The organism is Micromonospora sp. NPDC048835, from assembly GCF_040649995.1.
In the GTDB taxonomy this organism is placed as follows: Bacteria; Actinomycetota; Actinomycetes; order Mycobacteriales; family Micromonosporaceae; genus Micromonospora.
In genome coordinates, this window is record NZ_JBEZGM010000024.1 from 74641 (window position 1) to 92478 (window position 17838).

At 72.6% G+C, this 17838-nt stretch carries 15 protein-coding genes; 12 read left to right on the top strand and 3 right to left on the bottom strand.

The annotated features are described in order from the left end of the window. Positions 1–6 precede the first annotated feature (6 nt). From AB0C15_RS25075 to AB0C15_RS25125, 11 genes are all read left to right on the top strand, one after another. Complete coding sequence (locus AB0C15_RS25075; RefSeq protein WP_357355762.1) at positions 7–906, top strand: alpha/beta hydrolase; 900 nt, start codon at positions 7–9, stop codon at positions 904–906. A gap of 137 nt (positions 907–1043) precedes the next feature. Continuing rightward, positions 1044–1832 carry an ATP-binding cassette domain-containing protein gene (locus AB0C15_RS25080; protein ID WP_357355764.1) on the top strand — a complete coding sequence of 263 codons (789 nt, stop codon included), beginning with the start codon at positions 1044–1046 and terminating at the stop codon, positions 1830–1832. A gap of 52 nt (positions 1833–1884) precedes the next feature. Further along, the gene (locus tag AB0C15_RS25085; protein ID WP_357355766.1) at positions 1885–2607 is read left to right on the top strand and encodes an ABC transporter ATP-binding protein; all 723 of its coding nucleotides are present in this window, start codon (positions 1885–1887) and stop codon (positions 2605–2607) included. 30 nt (positions 2608–2637) lie between these two features. Continuing rightward, the gene (locus AB0C15_RS25090) at positions 2638–3516 is read left to right on the top strand and encodes a branched-chain amino acid ABC transporter permease (RefSeq protein WP_357355768.1); all 879 of its coding nucleotides are present in this window, start codon (positions 2638–2640) and stop codon (positions 3514–3516) included. Beyond that, the gene (locus AB0C15_RS25095; RefSeq protein ID WP_357355770.1) at positions 3513–4625 is read left to right on the top strand and encodes a branched-chain amino acid ABC transporter permease; all 1113 of its coding nucleotides are present in this window, start codon (positions 3513–3515) and stop codon (positions 4623–4625) included. The genes AB0C15_RS25090 and AB0C15_RS25095 overlap by 4 nt, the downstream gene beginning before the upstream one ends. A gap of 85 nt (positions 4626–4710) precedes the next feature. Further along, a complete protein-coding gene (locus AB0C15_RS25100) occupies positions 4711–5997 on the top strand; it encodes an ABC transporter substrate-binding protein (RefSeq protein WP_357355772.1) in 1287 nt (428 codons plus the stop codon). Positions 5998–6140: 143 nt separating this feature from the next. After that, positions 6141–6293, top strand: a complete 153-nt coding sequence (locus AB0C15_RS25105) for a hypothetical protein (RefSeq protein WP_357355774.1) — start codon at positions 6141–6143, stop codon at positions 6291–6293. A gap of 94 nt (positions 6294–6387) precedes the next feature. Further along, positions 6388–6999, top strand: a complete 612-nt coding sequence (locus AB0C15_RS25110; protein WP_357355776.1) for a TetR/AcrR family transcriptional regulator — start codon at positions 6388–6390, stop codon at positions 6997–6999. Between the two features lie 64 nt (positions 7000–7063). Beyond that, a complete protein-coding gene (locus AB0C15_RS25115; RefSeq protein WP_357355778.1) occupies positions 7064–9886 on the top strand; it encodes a LuxR family transcriptional regulator in 2823 nt (940 codons plus the stop codon). Between the two features lie 46 nt (positions 9887–9932). Further along, on the top strand, positions 9933–11081 hold the full coding sequence (locus tag AB0C15_RS25120; RefSeq protein WP_357355781.1) for an acyl-CoA dehydrogenase family protein: 1149 nt from the start codon (positions 9933–9935) through the stop codon (positions 11079–11081). Positions 11082–11098: 17 nt separating this feature from the next. Beyond that, the gene (locus AB0C15_RS25125) at positions 11099–11560 is read left to right on the top strand and encodes a MaoC family dehydratase (protein ID WP_357355783.1); all 462 of its coding nucleotides are present in this window, start codon (positions 11099–11101) and stop codon (positions 11558–11560) included. Positions 11561–11674: 114 nt separating this feature from the next. Here the strand turns inward: AB0C15_RS25125 and AB0C15_RS25130 are convergent, their stop codons facing one another. The 3 genes from AB0C15_RS25130 to AB0C15_RS25140 all read right to left on the bottom strand — a co-directional run bounded on the left by AB0C15_RS25130 (position 11675) and on the right by AB0C15_RS25140 (position 15152). Further along, positions 11675–12763, bottom strand: coding sequence for a cellulose binding domain-containing protein (locus AB0C15_RS25130; protein WP_357355785.1), 1089 nt, complete (start codon positions 12761–12763; stop codon positions 11675–11677). Positions 12764–13094: 331 nt separating this feature from the next. Continuing rightward, positions 13095–14090, bottom strand: a complete 996-nt coding sequence (locus AB0C15_RS25135; RefSeq protein ID WP_357355787.1) for an acetylxylan esterase — start codon at positions 14088–14090, stop codon at positions 13095–13097. Between the two features lie 21 nt (positions 14091–14111). Beyond that, entirely contained in the window at positions 14112–15152 is a 1041-nt protein-coding gene (locus AB0C15_RS25140) for a LacI family DNA-binding transcriptional regulator (protein ID WP_357355789.1), read from the bottom strand. A gap of 317 nt (positions 15153–15469) precedes the next feature. Here AB0C15_RS25140 and AB0C15_RS25145 point away from each other — a divergent pair, with 317 nt between their 5' ends. Continuing rightward, positions 15470–17833 (top strand): glycoside hydrolase family 3 N-terminal domain-containing protein, encoded by a 2364-nt coding sequence (locus AB0C15_RS25145; protein ID WP_357355791.1) that lies wholly within the window; start codon positions 15470–15472, stop codon positions 17831–17833. Positions 17834–17838: the final 5 nt, after the last annotated feature.

Here is a 17838-nt window from a genome sequence, read left to right on the forward strand (position 1 = left end):
CCCGACGTGTCCTCACCAACCACCACCCGTCACCGTTCCGTCGCAGGCCGTGCCACCCGGCTCGCGCTGGCCGCCGTCCTGGCCGCCGGTGGCGCCCTGGCCGGATCGTCAAGCGCCGCCCAGGCCGCCGGTCCCTACGAGCGCGGCCCCGCCCCGACCACCTCGATCCTGGAGGCCAGTCGCGGACCGTTCGCCACGGCGTCGCAGAGCGTGTCCTCGCTGAGCGTCACCGGCTTCGGCGGCGGCGTCATCTACTACCCGACCAGCACCAGCGAGGGCACCTTCGGCGCCATCGCCATCTCGCCCGGCTACACGGCGGCCTGGTCCAGCATCAGCTGGCTCGGACCGCGCATCGCCTCGCACGGATTCGTGGTGATCGGCATCGAGACCAACACCCGGCTGGACCAGCCGGACAGCCGGGGTCGGCAGCTGCTCGCCGCGCTCGACTACCTCACCCAGCGCAGCTCGGTGCGGACCCGGATCGACAGCAGTCGACTCGCGGTCGCCGGCCACTCGATGGGTGGCGGGGGCAGCCTGGAGGCGGCCTCGTCGCGGCCCTCGTTGCAGGCCGCGGTGCCGCTGGCACCGTGGAACACCGACAAGAGCTGGTCCGAGCTACGGGTTCCCACGCTGATCATCGGTGGCGAGAGTGACAGCGTCGCGCCGGTCGCGACGCACTCGGTGCCGTTCTACAACAGCATCCCGTCCTCGGCCGAGAAGGCGTACCTGGAGCTGAACGGGGCGAGCCACTTCTTCCCGCAGACCACGAACACGCCGACCGCCCGGCAGATGGTGGCCTGGCTGAAGCGGTTCGTCGACGACGACACCCGCTACGAGCAGTTCCTCTGCCCCGGCCCGAGCGGCTCGGCCATCCAGGAGTACCGCAACACCTGTCCCAGCGCCTGACGGCGGTCACCGGGGCGGTCGCCACTGGCGGCCGCCCCGCCCACGTGCGTGAAGGGGCATTGAAGGTCTTGACGCCAAACCCGAGAAACGTACACTGCGAGTGTAAATAAACACCCGCCACGACAGAGGGATGGGTGATGGAGCGCGGCCTCGAACTGCACCACATCGGCGTCCGTTTCGGCGGCCTCACCGCCCTCGACGACGTGTCCCTGCGGGTCCCACCCCAACAGGTGGTGGGCGTCATCGGGCCCAACGGCGCCGGCAAGACCACGCTGTTCAACGTGATCTGCGGCTTCGTCGCGCCGCAGACGGGTTCGCTCACCCTCGACGGCCGGCCGCTGCGGCCACGGCCGCACCGGCTGACCCGGCTCGGCATCGCCCGGACCCTGCAGGGCACCGGGCTCTTCGCCGGGCTGAGCGTGCTGGAGAACGTGATGACCGGCGCGTCGCACACCGCCCGCGCCGGCTTCGTCCCGGCGTTGCTCGGGCTGCCGGCGAGCGACCGCGACGAGCGCCGGCTCCGGGCTGAGGCCCTGGCCATCCTCGACGAGCTGGGCATCGCCGAGCACGCCGACGCCGCCCCGACCACCCTGCCCTTCGCCGTACGCCAGCGGGTCGCCCTGGCCCGCGCGCTCGCCGCCCGCCCCCGGCTGCTGCTGCTCGACGAGCCGGCCGGTGGCCTCGGGGCCGACGACATCGCCGAGCTGGCGGAGTTGGTCCGCCAACTGCCCCGGCGGGACACCGACCCCTGCGCCGTGCTCCTGGTCGAGCACCACATGGACCTGGTGATGGCGGTCTGCGACGAGATCGTGGTGCTCGACTTCGGCCGGGTCATCGCCGCCGGCACCCCGGACGAGATCCGGGACGACCCCGCGGTCACCGACGCGTACCTCGGTGCCGCCGTCGAAGAAGAGGTGTCCCCGTGAGCGCGAGGAGTGAGCCGGGTTTGCGAGCCCCGCAGTCGCGAGGTGGCTCAGCGTGAGCGCTTCCGACCTGCTCGTCGTGCGGGGGTTGGTCGCCGGTTACGGTGCCGCGCCGGTGCTGCGGGCCATCGACCTCACCGTCCCGGCCAGCACCATCGCCGCGGTCGTCGGCGCCAACGGCGCCGGCAAGACCACCCTCCTGCGCGCGCTCTCCGGCATGATCCGCCCGGCCGCCGGCCAGGTCCTGCTGGCCGGGGAGGACCTTCGCGGTACGCCGGTGGAGCAGCTCGTGCGACGCGGCATGGCGCACGTCCCGGAGGGTCGGGGCGTGATCAGTGAGCTGACCGTCGACGAGAACCTGCGGTTGGGCGGGCTGTGGCGGCGCGACCGGGCCGACGCGGGGCGGGCCCTCGACGAGGTCTACCAGCTCTTCGAGCCGCTGGCCCGCCGCCGCCGGCACCTCGGTCACCAGCTCTCCGGCGGTGAGCGGCAGATGCTCGCGCTCGGTCGGGCCCTGGTCGGCCGTCCGCGTCTGCTGCTGCTGGACGAGCCGTCGCTCGGCCTGGCCCCCCGGGTGGTCGCCCGGACCATGGCCCTGCTCCGCCAACTGCGTGACCGCACCGGCCTGACCGTCCTGCTCGTCGAGCAGAACGTGCGCAGCGCGCTCGCCGTCGCCGACCAGGGCGTCGTGATGTCCCTCGGTCGGGTGGTGATCGCCGCTCCGGCGGCGAAGCTGCGCGACGACGTCGACCTGCGCCACGCGTACCTCGGTTTCTGACCACCACCTCGTCCCCCGGAGGGAGGACTGTTGGACCGCTTCGTCTTCCTCACCGTCGACGGCCTGTCCCGGGGCGCGGTGTACGCCGCGTTCGCGCTGGCCCTGGTGCTCATCTGGCGGGCGGCACGGGTCGTCAACTTCGCCCAGGGGGCGATGGCCGTCGCCGCCGCGTACGTCGCCTACAGCGTCAGCACCGCGACCGGCTCCTACTGGCTGGGCTTCGTGGTCGCGATCGTCGCCGGCCTGCTGCTCGGTGCCCTTGTGGACCGGGTGGTGATGCGGCACGTCGACCACGCCTCACCGCTCAACCCGGTGATCGTCGCGCTCGGGTTGGTGCTGCTGATCCAGGCCGTGCTGGGCATGGTGTACGGCAGTGAGTTCCGCCCCGCCGAGGCACCCTTCAGCCGGTCCGCCCTCACCGTGGGTGGGGTCGCCGTGCTGTCCCCGTACGACCTGTTCGTCTTCGCCACGATCGGGGTGGTGGTCAGCGGGCTGGCCTGGATGTTCGCCCGTACCCCGGTGGGGTTGCGGATGCGCGCGGCGGCCTTCGCCCCGGAGGTCTCCCGGCTGCTCGGGGTCAACGTCGGGGGCATGCTGACCCTCGGCTGGGCGCTGGCGTCCGGGGTGGGTGCGCTGGCCGCCATGCTGGTCCTGCCGACGGAGCTGGGTCTGCACCCGCACGCGATGGACCTGGTGTTCGTCTCGGCGTTCACGGCGGCGGTGGTCGGTGGGTTGGACAGTCCACCAGGGGCGGTGGTCGGCGGTCTGGTGGTGGGGTTGCTGTTCTCCTACGTGAGCGGCTACGCCGGCAGTGACCTCACCCCGCTCGCGGTGCTGGTCCTGCTGCTGGCGGTGCTGCTGGTCCGGCCCGGTGGGCTGTTCGCCCCGGTCGCGGCGAGGCGGGTGTGAGCGCCACCAGGGCGGCCCTGCCGCCGCGACACCAGCTCGACGACCCGGGCCGCCGACCTGTGGACCGGCGACATGGCTCCACCCTGCTGCGTCACCTCGCGGTGGTGCTGGCCGCCGGGCTGCTGCTGGTGGCGGTCAGCTACGCCGTCGAGCCGTTCCGCAACTTCCAGCTCGCCACCGTGGCCGCCTACCTCTGCGCGACCGCCGGGCTGACCGTCCTCACCGGGCTCAACGGACAACTGTCGCTCGGGCACGGCGCGTTGATGGCCACCGGGGCGTACACGGTGGCGCTGTGCCAGACCGCGTTCGCCGACCGGGGGATGACCGGCGGCTGGCTGTTGCCGCTCTCGTTGGGTGCGGCGATCGTCAGCACGGTCGCGGTCGGCGCGGTGGTCGGTGTGGCCGCGGCCCGGCTGCGCGGCCCCTACCTGGCCGGGGTCACCCTCGCCGTGGCGGTGGTGGTGCCGGCGTTGGCGGTCACCTTCGACGGCGTGTTCAACGGCGAGCAGGGGCTGTCGGTGCCGGTGGAGCCGCCGCCGCTGTCGCTCGGCGCGTACTTCCCGTACGAGCGGTGGCAGCTCTGGGTCACCGGCGCGGCCACCCTGCTCGCGTTGCTGCTGTTGGCGAACCTGGTCCGCAGCCGGTACGGGCGTACCTTCCGGGCGGTCCGTGACGACGAGGTGGCCGCCCGCCTGGCCGGCATCCACGTGGCCCGTACCCAGGTCCTCGCGTTCGTGGTCAGCGCGGCCACCGCCGGGCTCGGCGGTGCGTTGCTTGCGGTGCTCGCGCAGAGCGTGTCCCCCGGGGCGTTCTCGCTGACCCTGTCGCTGTTCCTGCTGATGGCCGTGGTGATCGGTGGTCTGGGTCGGCTGACCGGCGCGCTGTGGGGGGCCGTCCTGCTCGTCGCCCTGCCGGATCTGACCCACTCGCTGACCGAGCTGCTCACGCTCTCGCCCGCGGTGGCGCAGCGGCTCGAGGGCAACCTTCCTCTGGCGATCTTCGGACTCACCCTGATCGTCGTCATGATCGCCGCCCCCGGCGGTGTGCAGGGTCTGCTGTCGCGTCTCGGCCGGGCGTTGCTGGCCAGGCGGCCGACCCGGCGTTCCTGAGCTGTCCTCGGTCCGGCCTCGGCCGGGCGCCCCACCACCACACCGTTCCCCCAGCAAACCGGACCGAGAAAGGTCGGTGTCTCCCATGCACCGTAAAGCGCATCGCGGCCTCGCGATCGCCAGCACCATCGCCCTGCTCATCACCGCTGCCGGCTGTAGTGGCGACGACGGTCCCAGCTCCGGCGGGGCGTCGGTGCCGGGCGTCACCGACACCGAGGTCACCGTCGGCACCCACATGCCGCTGACCGGGCCGGCCTCGGCCGGCTACTCGAAGATCGCCCCGGCGACGAAGGCGTACTTCGACTACGTCAACGCCAACGGCGGGGTGCACGGCCGGAAGATCACCTACAAGATCATGGACGACGGCTACAACCCGGCGAACACCCAGCAGGTGGTACGCCAGCTCGTCCTGCAGGACAAGGTCTTCGCCGTCCTCAATGGTCTCGGTACGCCGACGCACACCGGGGTGCTCGACTTCCTCAAGAGCAACCGGGTGCCCGACCTCTTCGTCGCCTCCGGCAGCCGTAGCTGGGACCAGCCGGACAAGTACCCCGGCACCTTCGGCTTCAACCCGGACTACACCGTCGAGGGCAAGATTCTCGCCACCTACGCGAAGACGAACCTGGCTGGGCAGAAGGTCTGCTTCCTGGGCCAGGACGACGACTTCGGCCGGGACAGCCTGGCCGGCGTGGAGAAGGTGCTCGGCGCCTCCGCCGTGGCGGTCAAGCAGACGTACGTCACCAGCAACACCAACGTGGCACCGCAGATCGGCGCGTTCAAGGCGGCCGGTTGCCAGGTCGTCGTGCTCGCCACGGTGCCCGGCTTCACCGCGCTCTCCGTCGGCACCGCGGCCCGGCTGGGCTTCAAGCCGCAGTGGCTGGTCTCCAACGTCGGCGCCGACCACCCGACCCTGGCCAAGCAACTCGGCGCTGCCGCGCCGCTGCTCGAGGGGATGGTCGGCACCAACTACCTGCCCATGCAGAACGACACCGCGAACCCGTGGATCCAGCTCTTCACGAAGATCAACAAGGAGCACAACGGAGACGCGCCGTTCGACGGCAACACCGTCTACGGCATGTCGGTCGGCTACCTCTTCGTGCAGACGCTGCTCGCCGCCGGCAAGGACCTGACCCGGGAGAAGCTCGTCGACGCCGTGCAGAAGGGTGGCTTCCAGGGCCCCGGACTGGTGCCGCTGCGCTTCTCCGCCAAGGACCACTCCGGGTACGGCGGCCAGCGGTTGAGCCGGGTCACCGGGGGAGAGCAGACCTACTTCGGCCCGGCGTACGAGACGGACGAGGCGGACGGGTCGGTCAACGAGTACACCGTCAGCCCGGCCGTGCCGCCGGCGAACGGGGTGCCGACCGCCTCCTGAGCCCCGTACCCCACCGTCCGGCCGGGTGTGGTCCCGCGTGACCGCGCCCGGTCGGACGGCTGCGCGCGTGCCGCCGGCCCGTCCCGTCGACCGTTCGACGCAGGCGTTGACCGATGCCGATCGCCGCTCCTAATATTTGCACCGTGAATGCAGATTCGGGTCGGCTTGCGGGTCGGGTCGCCACGGCCCATACGGCGGGCGTGGCCGCCCTCCCGGCCACCGACGACGCTGCCTCGATCACCGGGCGGGCCACCGTCCGCGACGGCGGCGTCCCGCTGACCGGCCGGGCCGGATGACGGCGTCGGTGGAGCGTCCGAGGTCGCTGATCAACGCCTGTCTAGACTCGGCGGTGCGTCGGGGGACGTCATGGCGGTGAGGGGGCGGGGGCGGATGGACGGGGTCGATGTGGCGGGCCGGGTCGACGGGCGCACCGCCCGCGCCGAGCGGACCCGAGCGGCCATCGTCGAGGCGCACCTCGCGCTCATCTCCGAGGGTGACCTGCGCCCGACCGGGGAACGCATCGCCGAGCGGGCCGGCATCTCGCTGCGCACCCTCTGGACCAACTTCAAGGACATGGAGACGCTCTTCGAGGCCAGCGGCGCGGAGGTGCTGCGCCAACAGGACGCCGCCCACCGGCCGATCTCGCCGGGGCTGCCGTTGGCGAAGCGGGTCGACGCGTACTGCCGGCAGCGGGCTCGGCTGCTGCAGCTCATCGCGCCGTCGGCGCGGGCCGCCCAGATGCGGGAGCCGGTCTCCGACCAGCTGCACCGCAACCGTCTCAAGCACATCGAACGGGTCCGGGACGAGGTCGAAAAGCTGTTCGCCGCCGAGCTGGCCGAGGCCGGGCAGGGGCGGGAGCAGTTGCGCAACGCCCTGGTGGTGGCCAGCACGTGGCAGGCCTGGTCGATGTTGCGCTACGGGCTCGGTCTGGGCGTGGACCAGGCCCGTGCGGTGATGTCCCGCACCGTGGGCGCCCTGCTGGCCGAGGTCGCGCCCGACTGATTGCGGCCCGGCCCGATATCGACCCCTCTTTCCATTCGGTTTCCGATGGGTAACACTTGCAGGCATGGTTACTGCATCAAGAGTGCAACTAACCGTGCTGCGTGGCCGGGACGACGAGTGCCGGGCTGTCCGAAGCCTGCTCGACGACATGACCACCGCCGGCGGTGCCCTGCTGGTGTGCGGAGAGCCCGGTTCGGGCCGCACCGCGCTTGTCGGCCACGCCCATCGGCACGCCGAGGGCCGCACCGTGCTCGCCGGCGGTGGGCTCGCCGGGGAGGCCGCCCTGCCGTACGCCGGCCTGCAACGTCTGCTCGACCCGGTGCTCGACCGGGCCGCCGCCCTGCCCACCGAGCAACGGCAGGCGCTGCGGCGTGCGCTGGCCGGGGACGGCTGCCCCTCCGGCCGCCAACTGACGCTGTCGATGGCGGTGCTCGGGCTGCTCGCCGCCGCCGCCGGGGACCGGCCCTTGCTGGTCACCATGGACGACATCGACCGGGGTGACCCGCAGACCGCGCAGGCGCTGGCGTTCGTGGCCCGCCGAGTGCGGCAGATCCCCATCGCTGTCCTGCTCACCGCGGACGTCACCGCCAACCTCGACGGGATACCGACACACCGACTGCGCGCACTGACCGAGCACGACAGCAGCGCGGTCCTCACCGACCGGCTCGACCGGCTGGCCGAGCGTACGGGCGGCGACGCACTCCCGGCGAGGCCCGCCGCATCGACCCTGGCCACGTTGGCCGCGATCGGCGGCGGCAACCCGCAGGCGCTCGTGGACCTCGCCGAGGCGCTCAGCGCGGGGCAGTGGCGGGGTGAGGAGTCGCTGCCGGCCGCGCCGCCGGCGGACGGAGCGCTGGCCCGCGCGTACCGCGCCCGGCTGGACCGGTTGCCACCGGAGACCCGCCGGGTGCTGCTGCTCGCCGCCCTCGACGAGGACGGCGATCCGGGCACCCTGATCCGAGCCGCGGCGGCCGCCGGGGCCGAGGTCGAGGCGCTCGCCCCGGCGGAGGTCGCCGGCCTGGTCCGCGTCGAGCAGCGCGGTGTCACCTTTCCGCAGCCCCTGGTGCGCACGATGATCGTCGCCAGCGCGCCGCTCGCGGTGCGCCGCGCGGCGCACCGACTGCTCGCCGAGGTGCTTGTCGCGGACGGGCAGCGGCTCCGCCGGGCGATGCACCGGGCCGCCGCGACGGCGGGTGCCGACCCGGTCCTCGCCGCCGAGTTGGAACAGGCTGCGGTCGGCGGGTCCGGCGGCTGGTCCGCCGCCTCGGCGGCCCTGCGCTGGGCCGCCGAGTTGAGCGACCACCCGAAGCTGACCGCCGCCCGTCTGCTGACCGCCGCCCGCTACGCCTGGGCCGGGGGGAAACCCGACGTGGCCCGGTTGCTGCTCGACCGCCTCCGCGCCGCCGGTGCCGACCCGGTCGTCCGAGGACGCGCGGACCTGCTCCGCGGCGAGTTGGAGCTGCGCTGCGGCACCGCGTCGACCGCGTCGGTCACGCTGTCGACCGCCGCCACGACGGTGGCCGGCACCCACCGCGCCCTGGCGCTGTGCGGGCTGGTCCGGGCCGGTGAGGCCGTCTGCTTCGCCGGAGACCAGCACCGGTACGCCGAGATCGACCGCCGGGCGCTGGCGTTGCGGCGGCCGAACGACCCGCCGGCCCTGGAACTCATGGGCTCGCTGATCTCCGGGGTGGCGGCGACCCTGCGCGGCGACCATGAGCGGGCCGGCCCCGCGCTGCGCCGCGCCGTGGTGCTGGGCGGTCGGCTGACCGGTTCGGCGTCGACCCCCACCGCGCTCAGTTGCGCCGCGGCGGCCGGCCTGTTGGTGGCCGTGGACGGCGCGGCCCATCGGCTCGCCGAGCGCGCCGTCGAGCTGGCCCGGGAACGCGGCGAGCTGTCCATGCTGTCCCGGGCCCTGGAGCTGCGGGCGGTCGCCGAGTACTGGTTGGGTCGCCACGAGGCGGCGGCGCAGACGTCCCGTGACGGGCTGCGCGTCGCCCGTGCCACCGGCCAGGTCAACTGCGCCAACGTCCACTTGGGCATGCTCGCCGTCCTCGCCGCGATCCGGGCCGACCGCGACGCGAGCCTGCGGCGGATCCGCGAGATCGGCGAGACACCGACCCCGGGCAGCCGTCCGCACGCGCTCGCCGCGTGGGCCCTGGCGGTGCTCGACCTGGTCGACGGCCGGCACGCCGAGGCCGCGGCCCGGCTGGCGTCGCTGGCTCGACTCGGCACCGGCCGAGGTCAGGTCCTCGTGCAGGTGATGGCCACCCCGTACCTGGTGGAGGCGGCTGCGCACCTGGCGCACCGGCCGGCGGCGACAGCCGCGCTCGCCGCGTTCGACAGGTGGGCCAGCAGCACGGCCAGCCCACTGCGCCGGGCGCTGTCCGCGCGTTGCCACGCGCTGCTCGCCCCTCGGGGCGGCGCCGAGGCGGAGCACGCCTTCCAGGCGGCGTTGCGCCTGCACCCGGCAGAGGCCGGCACGTTCGAGCGGGCCCGCACCGAACTGCTCTTCGGTCAGGAGCTGCGTCGCAGTCGACGCCCTCGCGACGCGCGGACGCACCTGCACCAGGCGCGCGAGATGTTCAGTCTGCTCGGGGTGGAGCGCTGGGCCGAGCAGGCGACCACGGAGCTGCGGGCGGCCGGCGAGTCGGTCGGTCCGCCGGACCTGCCGGCGGCGCGGTTGCTGACCGGCCAGCAGCTGCGGATCGCCGAGCTGGTCGCCGAGGGCGCCACCAACCGGGAGATCGCGGCCCGGCTGTTCCTCTCCACCCGTACCGTCGACCATCACCTGCGCAACGTGTTCCACCGGCTGGGCATCCGTTCGCGTACCGAGCTGGCTCGCGCGTTCACCGCCGAACGGCACGTCGGTCTGGCCTCGGACCGGTGACCATCCGGTCTGGACGCGTTTAACTATCGCCGCTAGTTTGAGCGTCATGGACCTCACCCTCTCCGCCGAGCAGGCGGCGGTCCGCCGGCTGGCCGCCGAGTTCGCCGACCGCGAGCTGCTGCCGCACGCGGCCACCTGGGACCGCCGCGAGTCGGTCGACCCCGCCATCGTCGGCATGCTCGGCGACCTGGGTTTCCTGGGCCTGACCATCGCCGAGGCCGACGGCGGTTCCGGCGGCGACCACCTCGCGTACTGCCTGGTCCTGGAGGAGCTCGGCCGGGGCGACTCCGCGGTGCGTGGCATCGTCTCGGTCTCCCTCGGCCTGGTCGCGAAGTCGATCGCCGCGCACGGGAGCGCGGAGCAGCGGGCCGAGTGGCTGCCGAAGCTCTGCGAGGGCACCGCGCTGGGCTGCTTCGCGCTGACCGAACCGGACAGCGGCTCGGACGCGGCAGCGCTGCGTACCCGCGCGGTCCGCGACGGCACCGACTGGCTGCTCACCGGCACGAAGATGTTCATCACCAACGGCACCACGGCCGACGTCGCGCTGGTCTTCGCCCGTACCGGCGGCCCCGGGCACCGGGGAATCAGCGCCTTCCTGGTCCCCACCGACAGCCCGGGGCTGACCCGGCGGGAGATCCACGGCAAGCTCGGCCTGCGCGGCCAGGCCACCGGAGAGTTGGGCTTCGACGAGGTCCGCATGCCCGACACGGCTCTCCTCGGCGCCGAGGGCGGCGGATTCCGGCTGGCCCTGGCCACCCTCGCCAAGGGCCGGATGTCGGTGGCCGCCGGGTGCGTCGGCATCGCCCAGGGCTGCCTCGACGCGGCGGTCGGCTACGCCGGACAGCGGACCCAGTTCGACAAGCCCATCGCCGGGCACCAGCTCGTCCAACAACTGCTCGCCGCCATCGCGGTGGACACCGCCGCCGCCCGGCTGCTGGTGTGGCAGGTGGCCGACCTGATCGACCGGGACCAGCCCTTCGCCACCGAGGCGTCGGTGGCCAAGCTCTTCGCCAGTGAGGCCGCCGTCCGCGCGGCCAACAACGCGGTCCAGGTTTTCGGTGGGTACGGCTACATCGACGAGTACCCGGTCGGCAAGTACCTGCGCGACGCCCGGGTCGCCACCCTCTACGAGGGCACCAGCCAGATCCAGCAACTCCTCATCGGACGCGCGCTCACCGGCGTCAACGCCTTCTAACCCCAGGGAGACCCGGCATGAGAGTGTTCACCTCGTTCGAAGACCTGGCCGCCGCGACGGGTGAGAGCTTCGGGCCCGGCCCGTGGCAGCGCGTCGAGCAGAGCCGCGTCGACCTCTTCGCCGACGCCACCGACGACCACCAGTGGATCCATCTCGACCCGGTCCGCGCCGCGGCGGGTCCGTTCGGCGGGACGATCGCACACGGTTACCTCACCCTGTCACTGTTGCCGGCGTTGGCCGGCGGGCTCTACCGGGTCGAGGGGGTGGCGATGGGGGTCAACTACGGGCTGAACCGGGTGCGTTTCCCCGCGCCGGTGCGGGTCGGCGCCTCCGTGCGCGCCACCGCCACCATCGCCGAGGTGTCGCCGGTGAGCGGCGGGGTGCAGGTGGTCGCGACGGTCACCGTTGAGAGCGACGGCGGCGGCAAGCCCGTCTGCGTCGCCGAGACCGTGAGTCGTCTCTACCGCGCCACGGATTGATGACCCGACATCGCGACGGCTGACCCACCCCCGGGGAGTGGGTTGCGGGCCCGGCCTCTGCCGCGGCCGTCCCCTCGGCGATGACCGCAGTGGTCGCGCGAGCGACCTGCGGCGTCAGGCGACAGTGCAGGCGGTGCCGTTGAGGGTGAACGCGGACGGGCGGCCACTGTTGCCGGTGTGGGTCGCCTGGAAGCCGATGTCGACCGAGGTGTTCGGCGCGATCGTCGCGTTGTAGGAGACGTTGCGGGCGGTCACCGCGCCGCTGGTCGGGGAGTAGCTGGCGTTCCAGCCGCTGGTGATGCTCTGCCCGGCGGGCAGCGTGAACGCCAGAGCCCACCCGTTGACCGGCGTGCTGCTCGTGTTGGTCACCGAGACCGACGCGGTGAGACCACTGTTCCAGGCATTTACCGTGTACGCGACACGGCAGGCACCGGACGGCGGGGGAGTGGTCGGTGGTTCGGTGGTGGGTGGGGGTGTGGTCGGAGGCGTGTCTCCGCCGATGCTTCCGGGCACGGCACGCAGAGCGTCGTACCAGGCGGCGGCCATCTTGCGGTAGCCCGTGGCGTTCGGGTGCACCCCGTCGGCCAGGTCGCTGAGTGTCAGGGCGCGGTACATGTCGACCAGGTGGACGCGCCTACCGGCGGCGGCCCTGCTCTGCACGATCCCGGGGATCGCGTTGTTGTAGCCCCGGACCTGGTTGTCCGCACCGGACTTCGGGATGATCGTCGCGACGAACACGTCCGCGTTCGGTGCGGTGTTGGTGATCCGGTCGACGAGTGTGGCCAGTCGGGACGGCGCCCCGGACGTGTCGCCGTACATGTCGTTGGTGCCGATGTGCAGCAGCACGGTCCGTGGGTTCGTGGCCCGCAACCAGTTGACCACGTTGGCGTCGATCTGGGCGATCGTCCAACCGGAGTGCCCCTGGTGGTCGTGGTCGCCGAGGCTGGCCGGGCCGTTGAACTGCGAACCGACGAAGTCGATCCGGTAACCGCCGGACGTGAACCGCTGCCACAACTCGATCCGGTAACCGCCGGGAACGTTGAAACCATCGGTGATCGAGTCGCCCAGCGGCATCACGCGGACGCCGCCGTTGGACTCCGCGCTCGCGGGAGTGGTCGCGATCGGCACGGCGGCGACCATGGCGGCGATGGCGGCCAGGGCCGTCCACCACCGGCGGGCCCGCCGGGGCCTCGACGTCGTCACGCTTGCGGTCCGTGCGGGAGGGACGGGTGGGACGAGCGTTGGACTGCGCATGGGCTTCCTCTGTGGGGGTGCGCGACATCAGCGGCCAGCGGCGAGAGGGTCTGCCGCCACGACGCGGTACGCGGAGGTGGGTGCGCCCAACGACCAAGAACCCGGACATCTTCACTGGTGGTCGTGGCGCTGAGGGTGGCACCGGCCGTCGAGGTTTGGCCGCGACGGGCCGATGAGCCGTGCCGGAGGTGTGCCCTGCACCTCGCCGGACGCACCATAGCGTGTTATCGCTAACACCGGCAACAGATCGGGCACGGCGCGACCACCTGGCGATCGGTCCTCAGGTGGCCGGGTGGAGCACCGAGCCCAGCCAGCGGAGCTGACGCCGGACGTGCAGAGCCTCACCGCCCTCGTGGCCGTTGAACGGGTAGACGTGCATCTCCCGCTCGGGTGGGACCGGCCTCCCGTTCGCGGCGCCGTAGTGGTTGTAGGCGGCGAAGGCGGTTCGTGGCGGGCACACTGTGTCGCGTCGACCGACCCCGAAGTGCGCAGGCGCCGTGGCGCGCCGTGCGAAGCTCACCCCGTCGACATAGGACAGGGTGCGCCACACGGCCTCCTCAGCCTCCCGGTCGACGGCCAGGTACCTGGCGATCTCGCCGTACGGCGGGAGGTCGCTGAGCGCGACGGCCCGGCGCATGTCGCAGAGGAACGGGGCGGTGGTCAGCACCGCGCTGAGGTCGTCGACGAGACCGGCCACCGCCAGGGCAATGCCGCCGCCCTGGCTGTTGCCCAGCACGGTGACCCGGTCGCGCTCGACCCCCGGCAGCGCACGGACCGCCTCGACGGCCCGGACCCCATCGGTGATCAGGCGGCGGTAGTGGTAGTCCCGTGGGTCGCGGATCCCCCAGGTGACCGGCGAGGGCCCGCCGGGCGCCCCGTGCGGGTCGGCGGTGTCCCCGGCACCGTACTGCCCCGCCTGGCCCCGGTTGTCCATCAGCAGGTGCGCGTAACCAGCGACCGGCCAGGTCAACCGTTCGTGGGGCAGACCGCGGCCGCGGCCGTAGCCGGCGTACTCGACCACGGCCGGCAGTGGCCCCCGCACCCCGGCCGGTCTGGTGTACCAGGCGCGTACGGGGTCACCGCCGAAGCCGGCGAACGTGACGTCCCAGGAGTCGAGCAACCGCAGGTCGGTGGGTTCCGGACGGACGTCGACGAGTACCGGCACGGCGGTCGCCTCGGCGAGCGTGTCGCGCCAGAACTCGTCGAAGTCGTCGGGCTCGGCGACCTCGGGCGCGTACCGCTGGAGGTCGTCGAAGGTGAACGCGGAGTGGGGCACAGGTCCTCGCAGGGGCCGGGGTCAGTGCGGGTTGGCGGGGGGCGCGGTGCTCTCCCGCACGACCAGTTCGGTCACCAGGTCGATCCGGCTTGTGGCCGGCTCGTTTCCCCTGGTGAGGTCCAGCAACATCTGGGTGGCGATGCCCGCCATGTCGCGCAACGGCTGATTGATCGTGGTGAGGGCCGGGTCGGTCCAGGCGGAGACGGGCAGATTGTCGTACCCGATCACCGACAGGTCCTCGGGTACGCGCAGGCCGCACTGACGGGCGGCCCGGAGCACTCCCATGGCCTGGATGTCCGAACCGGCGAAGACCGCGGTGGGTCGGTCCGGCCGCTGGAGCAGTTGCAGCCCGTGGGCGTGCCCCGCGCCGGCGGAGAAGCTGCCGTAGCGGATCAGCTCGCGGTCGACAGTCATCCCGGCCTCGTCGTGGGCCGACTGGAAGCCTGCGGCACGGGCGCGGCTGCACAGCACGTCGGGTGGCCCGGAGATGATGGCGATGCGTCGGTGCCCCAGGTCCAGCAGGTGCCGAGCGGCGAGCAGGCCGCCGTTCCAGTTGTTCGACCCGACGGTGGGGACGGAGGCCGACGTCGCGCTGTCGGTGTCGACGACCACGAACGGTATGCCCTGCCGGCGCAGGTGCTGCTGTTGGGCATCGGCCAGGTGGGAGAGGACGAACACCACACCCAGGGGTCGGTCGGCGAGCAACGCCTCCAGCCATCGGGCTGGTGGGCGGTGCGCGCCGTCGAGCTGCGCGATCGACAACCCGATGCCGGCCGCGGTGGTTACCGCCTCGACGCCCCGCAGGATCTCCATCGCCCAACCCGTGTCGAACTCGTGGAACACGAGGTCCACCCGACCGGCGCTGGTCGGGCTCCGGCGGGCGCGGCGCTGGTACTGGTGGCGGTCGAGGCTCGCCTCCACCCGGGCTCTGGTGCCGGGGGCGACATCGCCGCGTCCGTTGAGGACCTTGGACACGGTGGCGACCGAGACGCCCACATCATTGGCGATGGTCGCGATGGTGGTGGTGGAGGCGGGTGGGTCGAGCGGGCGGTGCTCTGTCATCGCAGCCTCATACAGCATCGAAAGTTTCGGCCGACCTTAACATGATGAGACATTCACGCCAGTCGGTGCCGCCGCTGGCTCGGCCATTCGCGGTCGCCGCGCGGCTCATCGGCGACTGAGCGCCGATTGTGGAGTCACCGTGTGCAGGGAACATGGGCTGGTGGCCCGATTGAGACCCTTGACAGGTATCGATGGGGCACTTAGGTTGCCGAAAAGGTTACGCGGGCTTCCGGAAAGTTTCGGATCGTGGGAAACGGCCGCCACGGAGCTGGTTGCGCGGCGGCGGCGGGATGGGGCCGGAGCTAAGGGGTCATGGCATGAGTGGTCAGTCGCTCGGGGACGGCGGCGTCGCGCCGTGGCGTGATCAGCGGTTGTCGCCGACCGACCGCGCCGAAGCGCTTCTGCAATTGATGTCGATCGAAGAGAAAATCGCGCAGCTCGTCGGGGTCTGGGTCGGCGCCGAGGCCAGCGGCGAAGGCGTCGCACCGCACCAGTCCGACATGATCAGCGGGCTGCCACCGTGGAGCACCGTCATCAGGTACGGGTTGGGCCAGCTCACCCGGCCGTTCGGCACCGCCCCGGTCGACCCGGTGCTCGGCGCCCGGTCGCTGGCGGCCTCGCAGGCGCAGATCGTCGCCGCCAGTCGGTTCGGCATTCCCGCCCAGGTGCACGAGGAGTGCCTCACCGGGTTCGCGGCGTGGCGGGCCACCGTCTACCCGACTCCACTGAGCTGGGGTGCGTCCTTCGACCCCGACCTGGTCGAGGCGATGGCCGACCGCATCGGGCGGTCGATGCGCGCCGCCGGTGTGCACCAGGGGCTCGCCCCGGTCCTGGACGTCACCCGGGACTACCGCTGGGGCCGCACCGAGGAGACGATCGGCGAGGACCCCTACCTGGTCGGGACGACAGGTGCCGCGTACGTGCGAGGGCTGGAACGAGCCGGCCTGGTGGCCACGCTGAAGCACTTCGCCGGTTACTCCGCCTCCCGGGGCGGGCGCAACCTCGCGCCGGTGCCGATGGGTCACCGCGAGCTGACCGACGTCATCCTGCCGCCGTTCGAGATGGCGCTGCGCCATGGCGGTGCCCGCTCGGTGATGAACTCCTACGCCGAGATCGACGGCCTGCCCGTCGCCGCCGACCGTGGGCTGCTGACCGGGCTGTTGCGCGACGAGTGGGGCTTCACCGGCACCGTGGTGGCCGACTACTTCGCCGTACGGTTCCTGCAGACCCTGCACGGGGTCGCCGGAGACGCCGCTGACGCGGCCCGGCTCGCCCTGCGGGCCGGGATCGACGTCGAGCTGCCCACCGTCGACGCGTTCGGCGAACCGCTCGTGGAGGCGGCGCGTCGAGGTGAGGTCGACGAGGCGTTGATCGACGGCGCGCTGCGCCGGGTGTTGCTCCAGAAGATCGAGGTTGGCCTGCTCGACGAGGGTTGGCAGGCGCTGCCCGACGACGTCGAGTCCCTGCGCTTCGACGACGAGGCCAGCCAGGACATCGCGGTCCGCCTGGCCCGGGAGTCCGTCGTGCTACTGCGCAACGCCGACGTCCTCCCGCTGCCGGTGAGCAGCCGGGTCGCCCTGGTCGGCCCGGCCGCCGACGACCCGATGGCCATGCTCGGCTGCTACACGTTCCCCAACCACGTGGGGGTCCACCACAGCGAGTTCGGGCTCGGCGTGGACATCCCCACTCTGCGCGACGAGTTGGCCCGGCGCGTCCCGATGCTCACCTACGAGCCGGGGTGCGCCATCACCGGCGAGGACACCTCGGGTATCCCGGCCGCGGTCGCCGCAGCCGCCGCCGCCGACGTGTGCGTGGTGGCCGTCGGTGACCGGGCGGGAATGTTCGGCCGGGGCACCTCCGGCGAGGGCTGTGACGCCGTCGACCTGCGGCTGCCCGGCGTGCAGGCCGACCTCGTCCGCGCCGTCCTGGCCACCGGCACCCCGGTCGTCCTGCTGTTGATGGCCGGTCGTCCCTACGCGCTCGGCCCGGAGTTCGACGGCGCGGCGGCCGTGGTGCAGGCGTTCTTCCTCGGCCAGCGCGGTGGGCAGGCGCTCGCCGAGGTGCTCACCGGCGCGGTGAACCCCTCCGGGCGGTTGCCGGTCGGCGTTCCCCGCGACGCCGGCGGGCTGCCGAGCACCTACCTCGCACCACCGCTCGGTCGACGCAACAAGGTCTCCTCGATCGACCCGACCCCGGTCTACCCGTTCGGTCACGGGCTGAGCTACACCACCTTCGAGTGGTCCGACGCGACGGTGGTCGAGCCGCGCGAGGATCCGGCGGAATGGCCCGTCGACGGCGAGGTGCGGGTGCGGATCACCGTCGCCAACACCGGTGCGCGGGCCGGCACCGAGGTCGTCCAGCTCTACCTGCACGACCCGGTCGCGCAGACCACCCGTCCGGTGGTCCGGCTGGTCGGCTACACCCGACTGCCGTTGGCACCCGGCGAGGCGGCGCACGTGACGTTCGGCGTACCGGCCGACCTGGCGTCGTTCACCGGGTTGACCGGCCGGCGGATCGTCGAGCCCGGCGACGTCGAGCTGCGGTTCGGCCGATCGAGTGGCGACGTGGCGGCGGCCCTCCCGCTGCGACTCGTCGGCGCCGAGCGGCAGGTCGGCCACGACCGGGAACTGCTCACCTCGGTGCGGGTCGAGCCCCTCGTGGCTGTTCGACAGTCGGCATAGGAGGC

What these genes read in the sequence shown, in the direction of transcription:
- AB0C15_RS25080 (WP_357355764.1), top strand. Translation starts at nt 1,044, where the DNA reads ATGGAGCGCGGCCTCGAACTGCACCACATCGGCGTCCGTTTCGGCGGC.
- AB0C15_RS25100 (WP_357355772.1), top strand. Translation starts at nt 4,711, where the DNA reads ATGCACCGTAAAGCGCATCGCGGCCTCGCGATCGCCAGCACCATCGCC.
- AB0C15_RS25110 (WP_357355776.1), top strand. Translation starts at nt 6,388, where the DNA reads ATGGACGGGGTCGATGTGGCGGGCCGGGTCGACGGGCGCACCGCCCGC.
- AB0C15_RS25115 (WP_357355778.1), top strand. Translation starts at nt 7,064, where the DNA reads ATGGTTACTGCATCAAGAGTGCAACTAACCGTGCTGCGTGGCCGGGAC.
- AB0C15_RS25120 (WP_357355781.1), top strand. Translation starts at nt 9,933, where the DNA reads ATGGACCTCACCCTCTCCGCCGAGCAGGCGGCGGTCCGCCGGCTGGCC.
- AB0C15_RS25125 (WP_357355783.1), top strand. Translation starts at nt 11,099, where the DNA reads ATGAGAGTGTTCACCTCGTTCGAAGACCTGGCCGCCGCGACGGGTGAG.
- AB0C15_RS25140 (WP_357355789.1), bottom strand. Translation starts at nt 15,152, where the DNA reads ATGACAGAGCACCGCCCGCTCGACCCACCCGCCTCCACCACCACCATC.
- AB0C15_RS25145 (WP_357355791.1), top strand. Translation starts at nt 15,470, where the DNA reads ATGAGTGGTCAGTCGCTCGGGGACGGCGGCGTCGCGCCGTGGCGTGAT.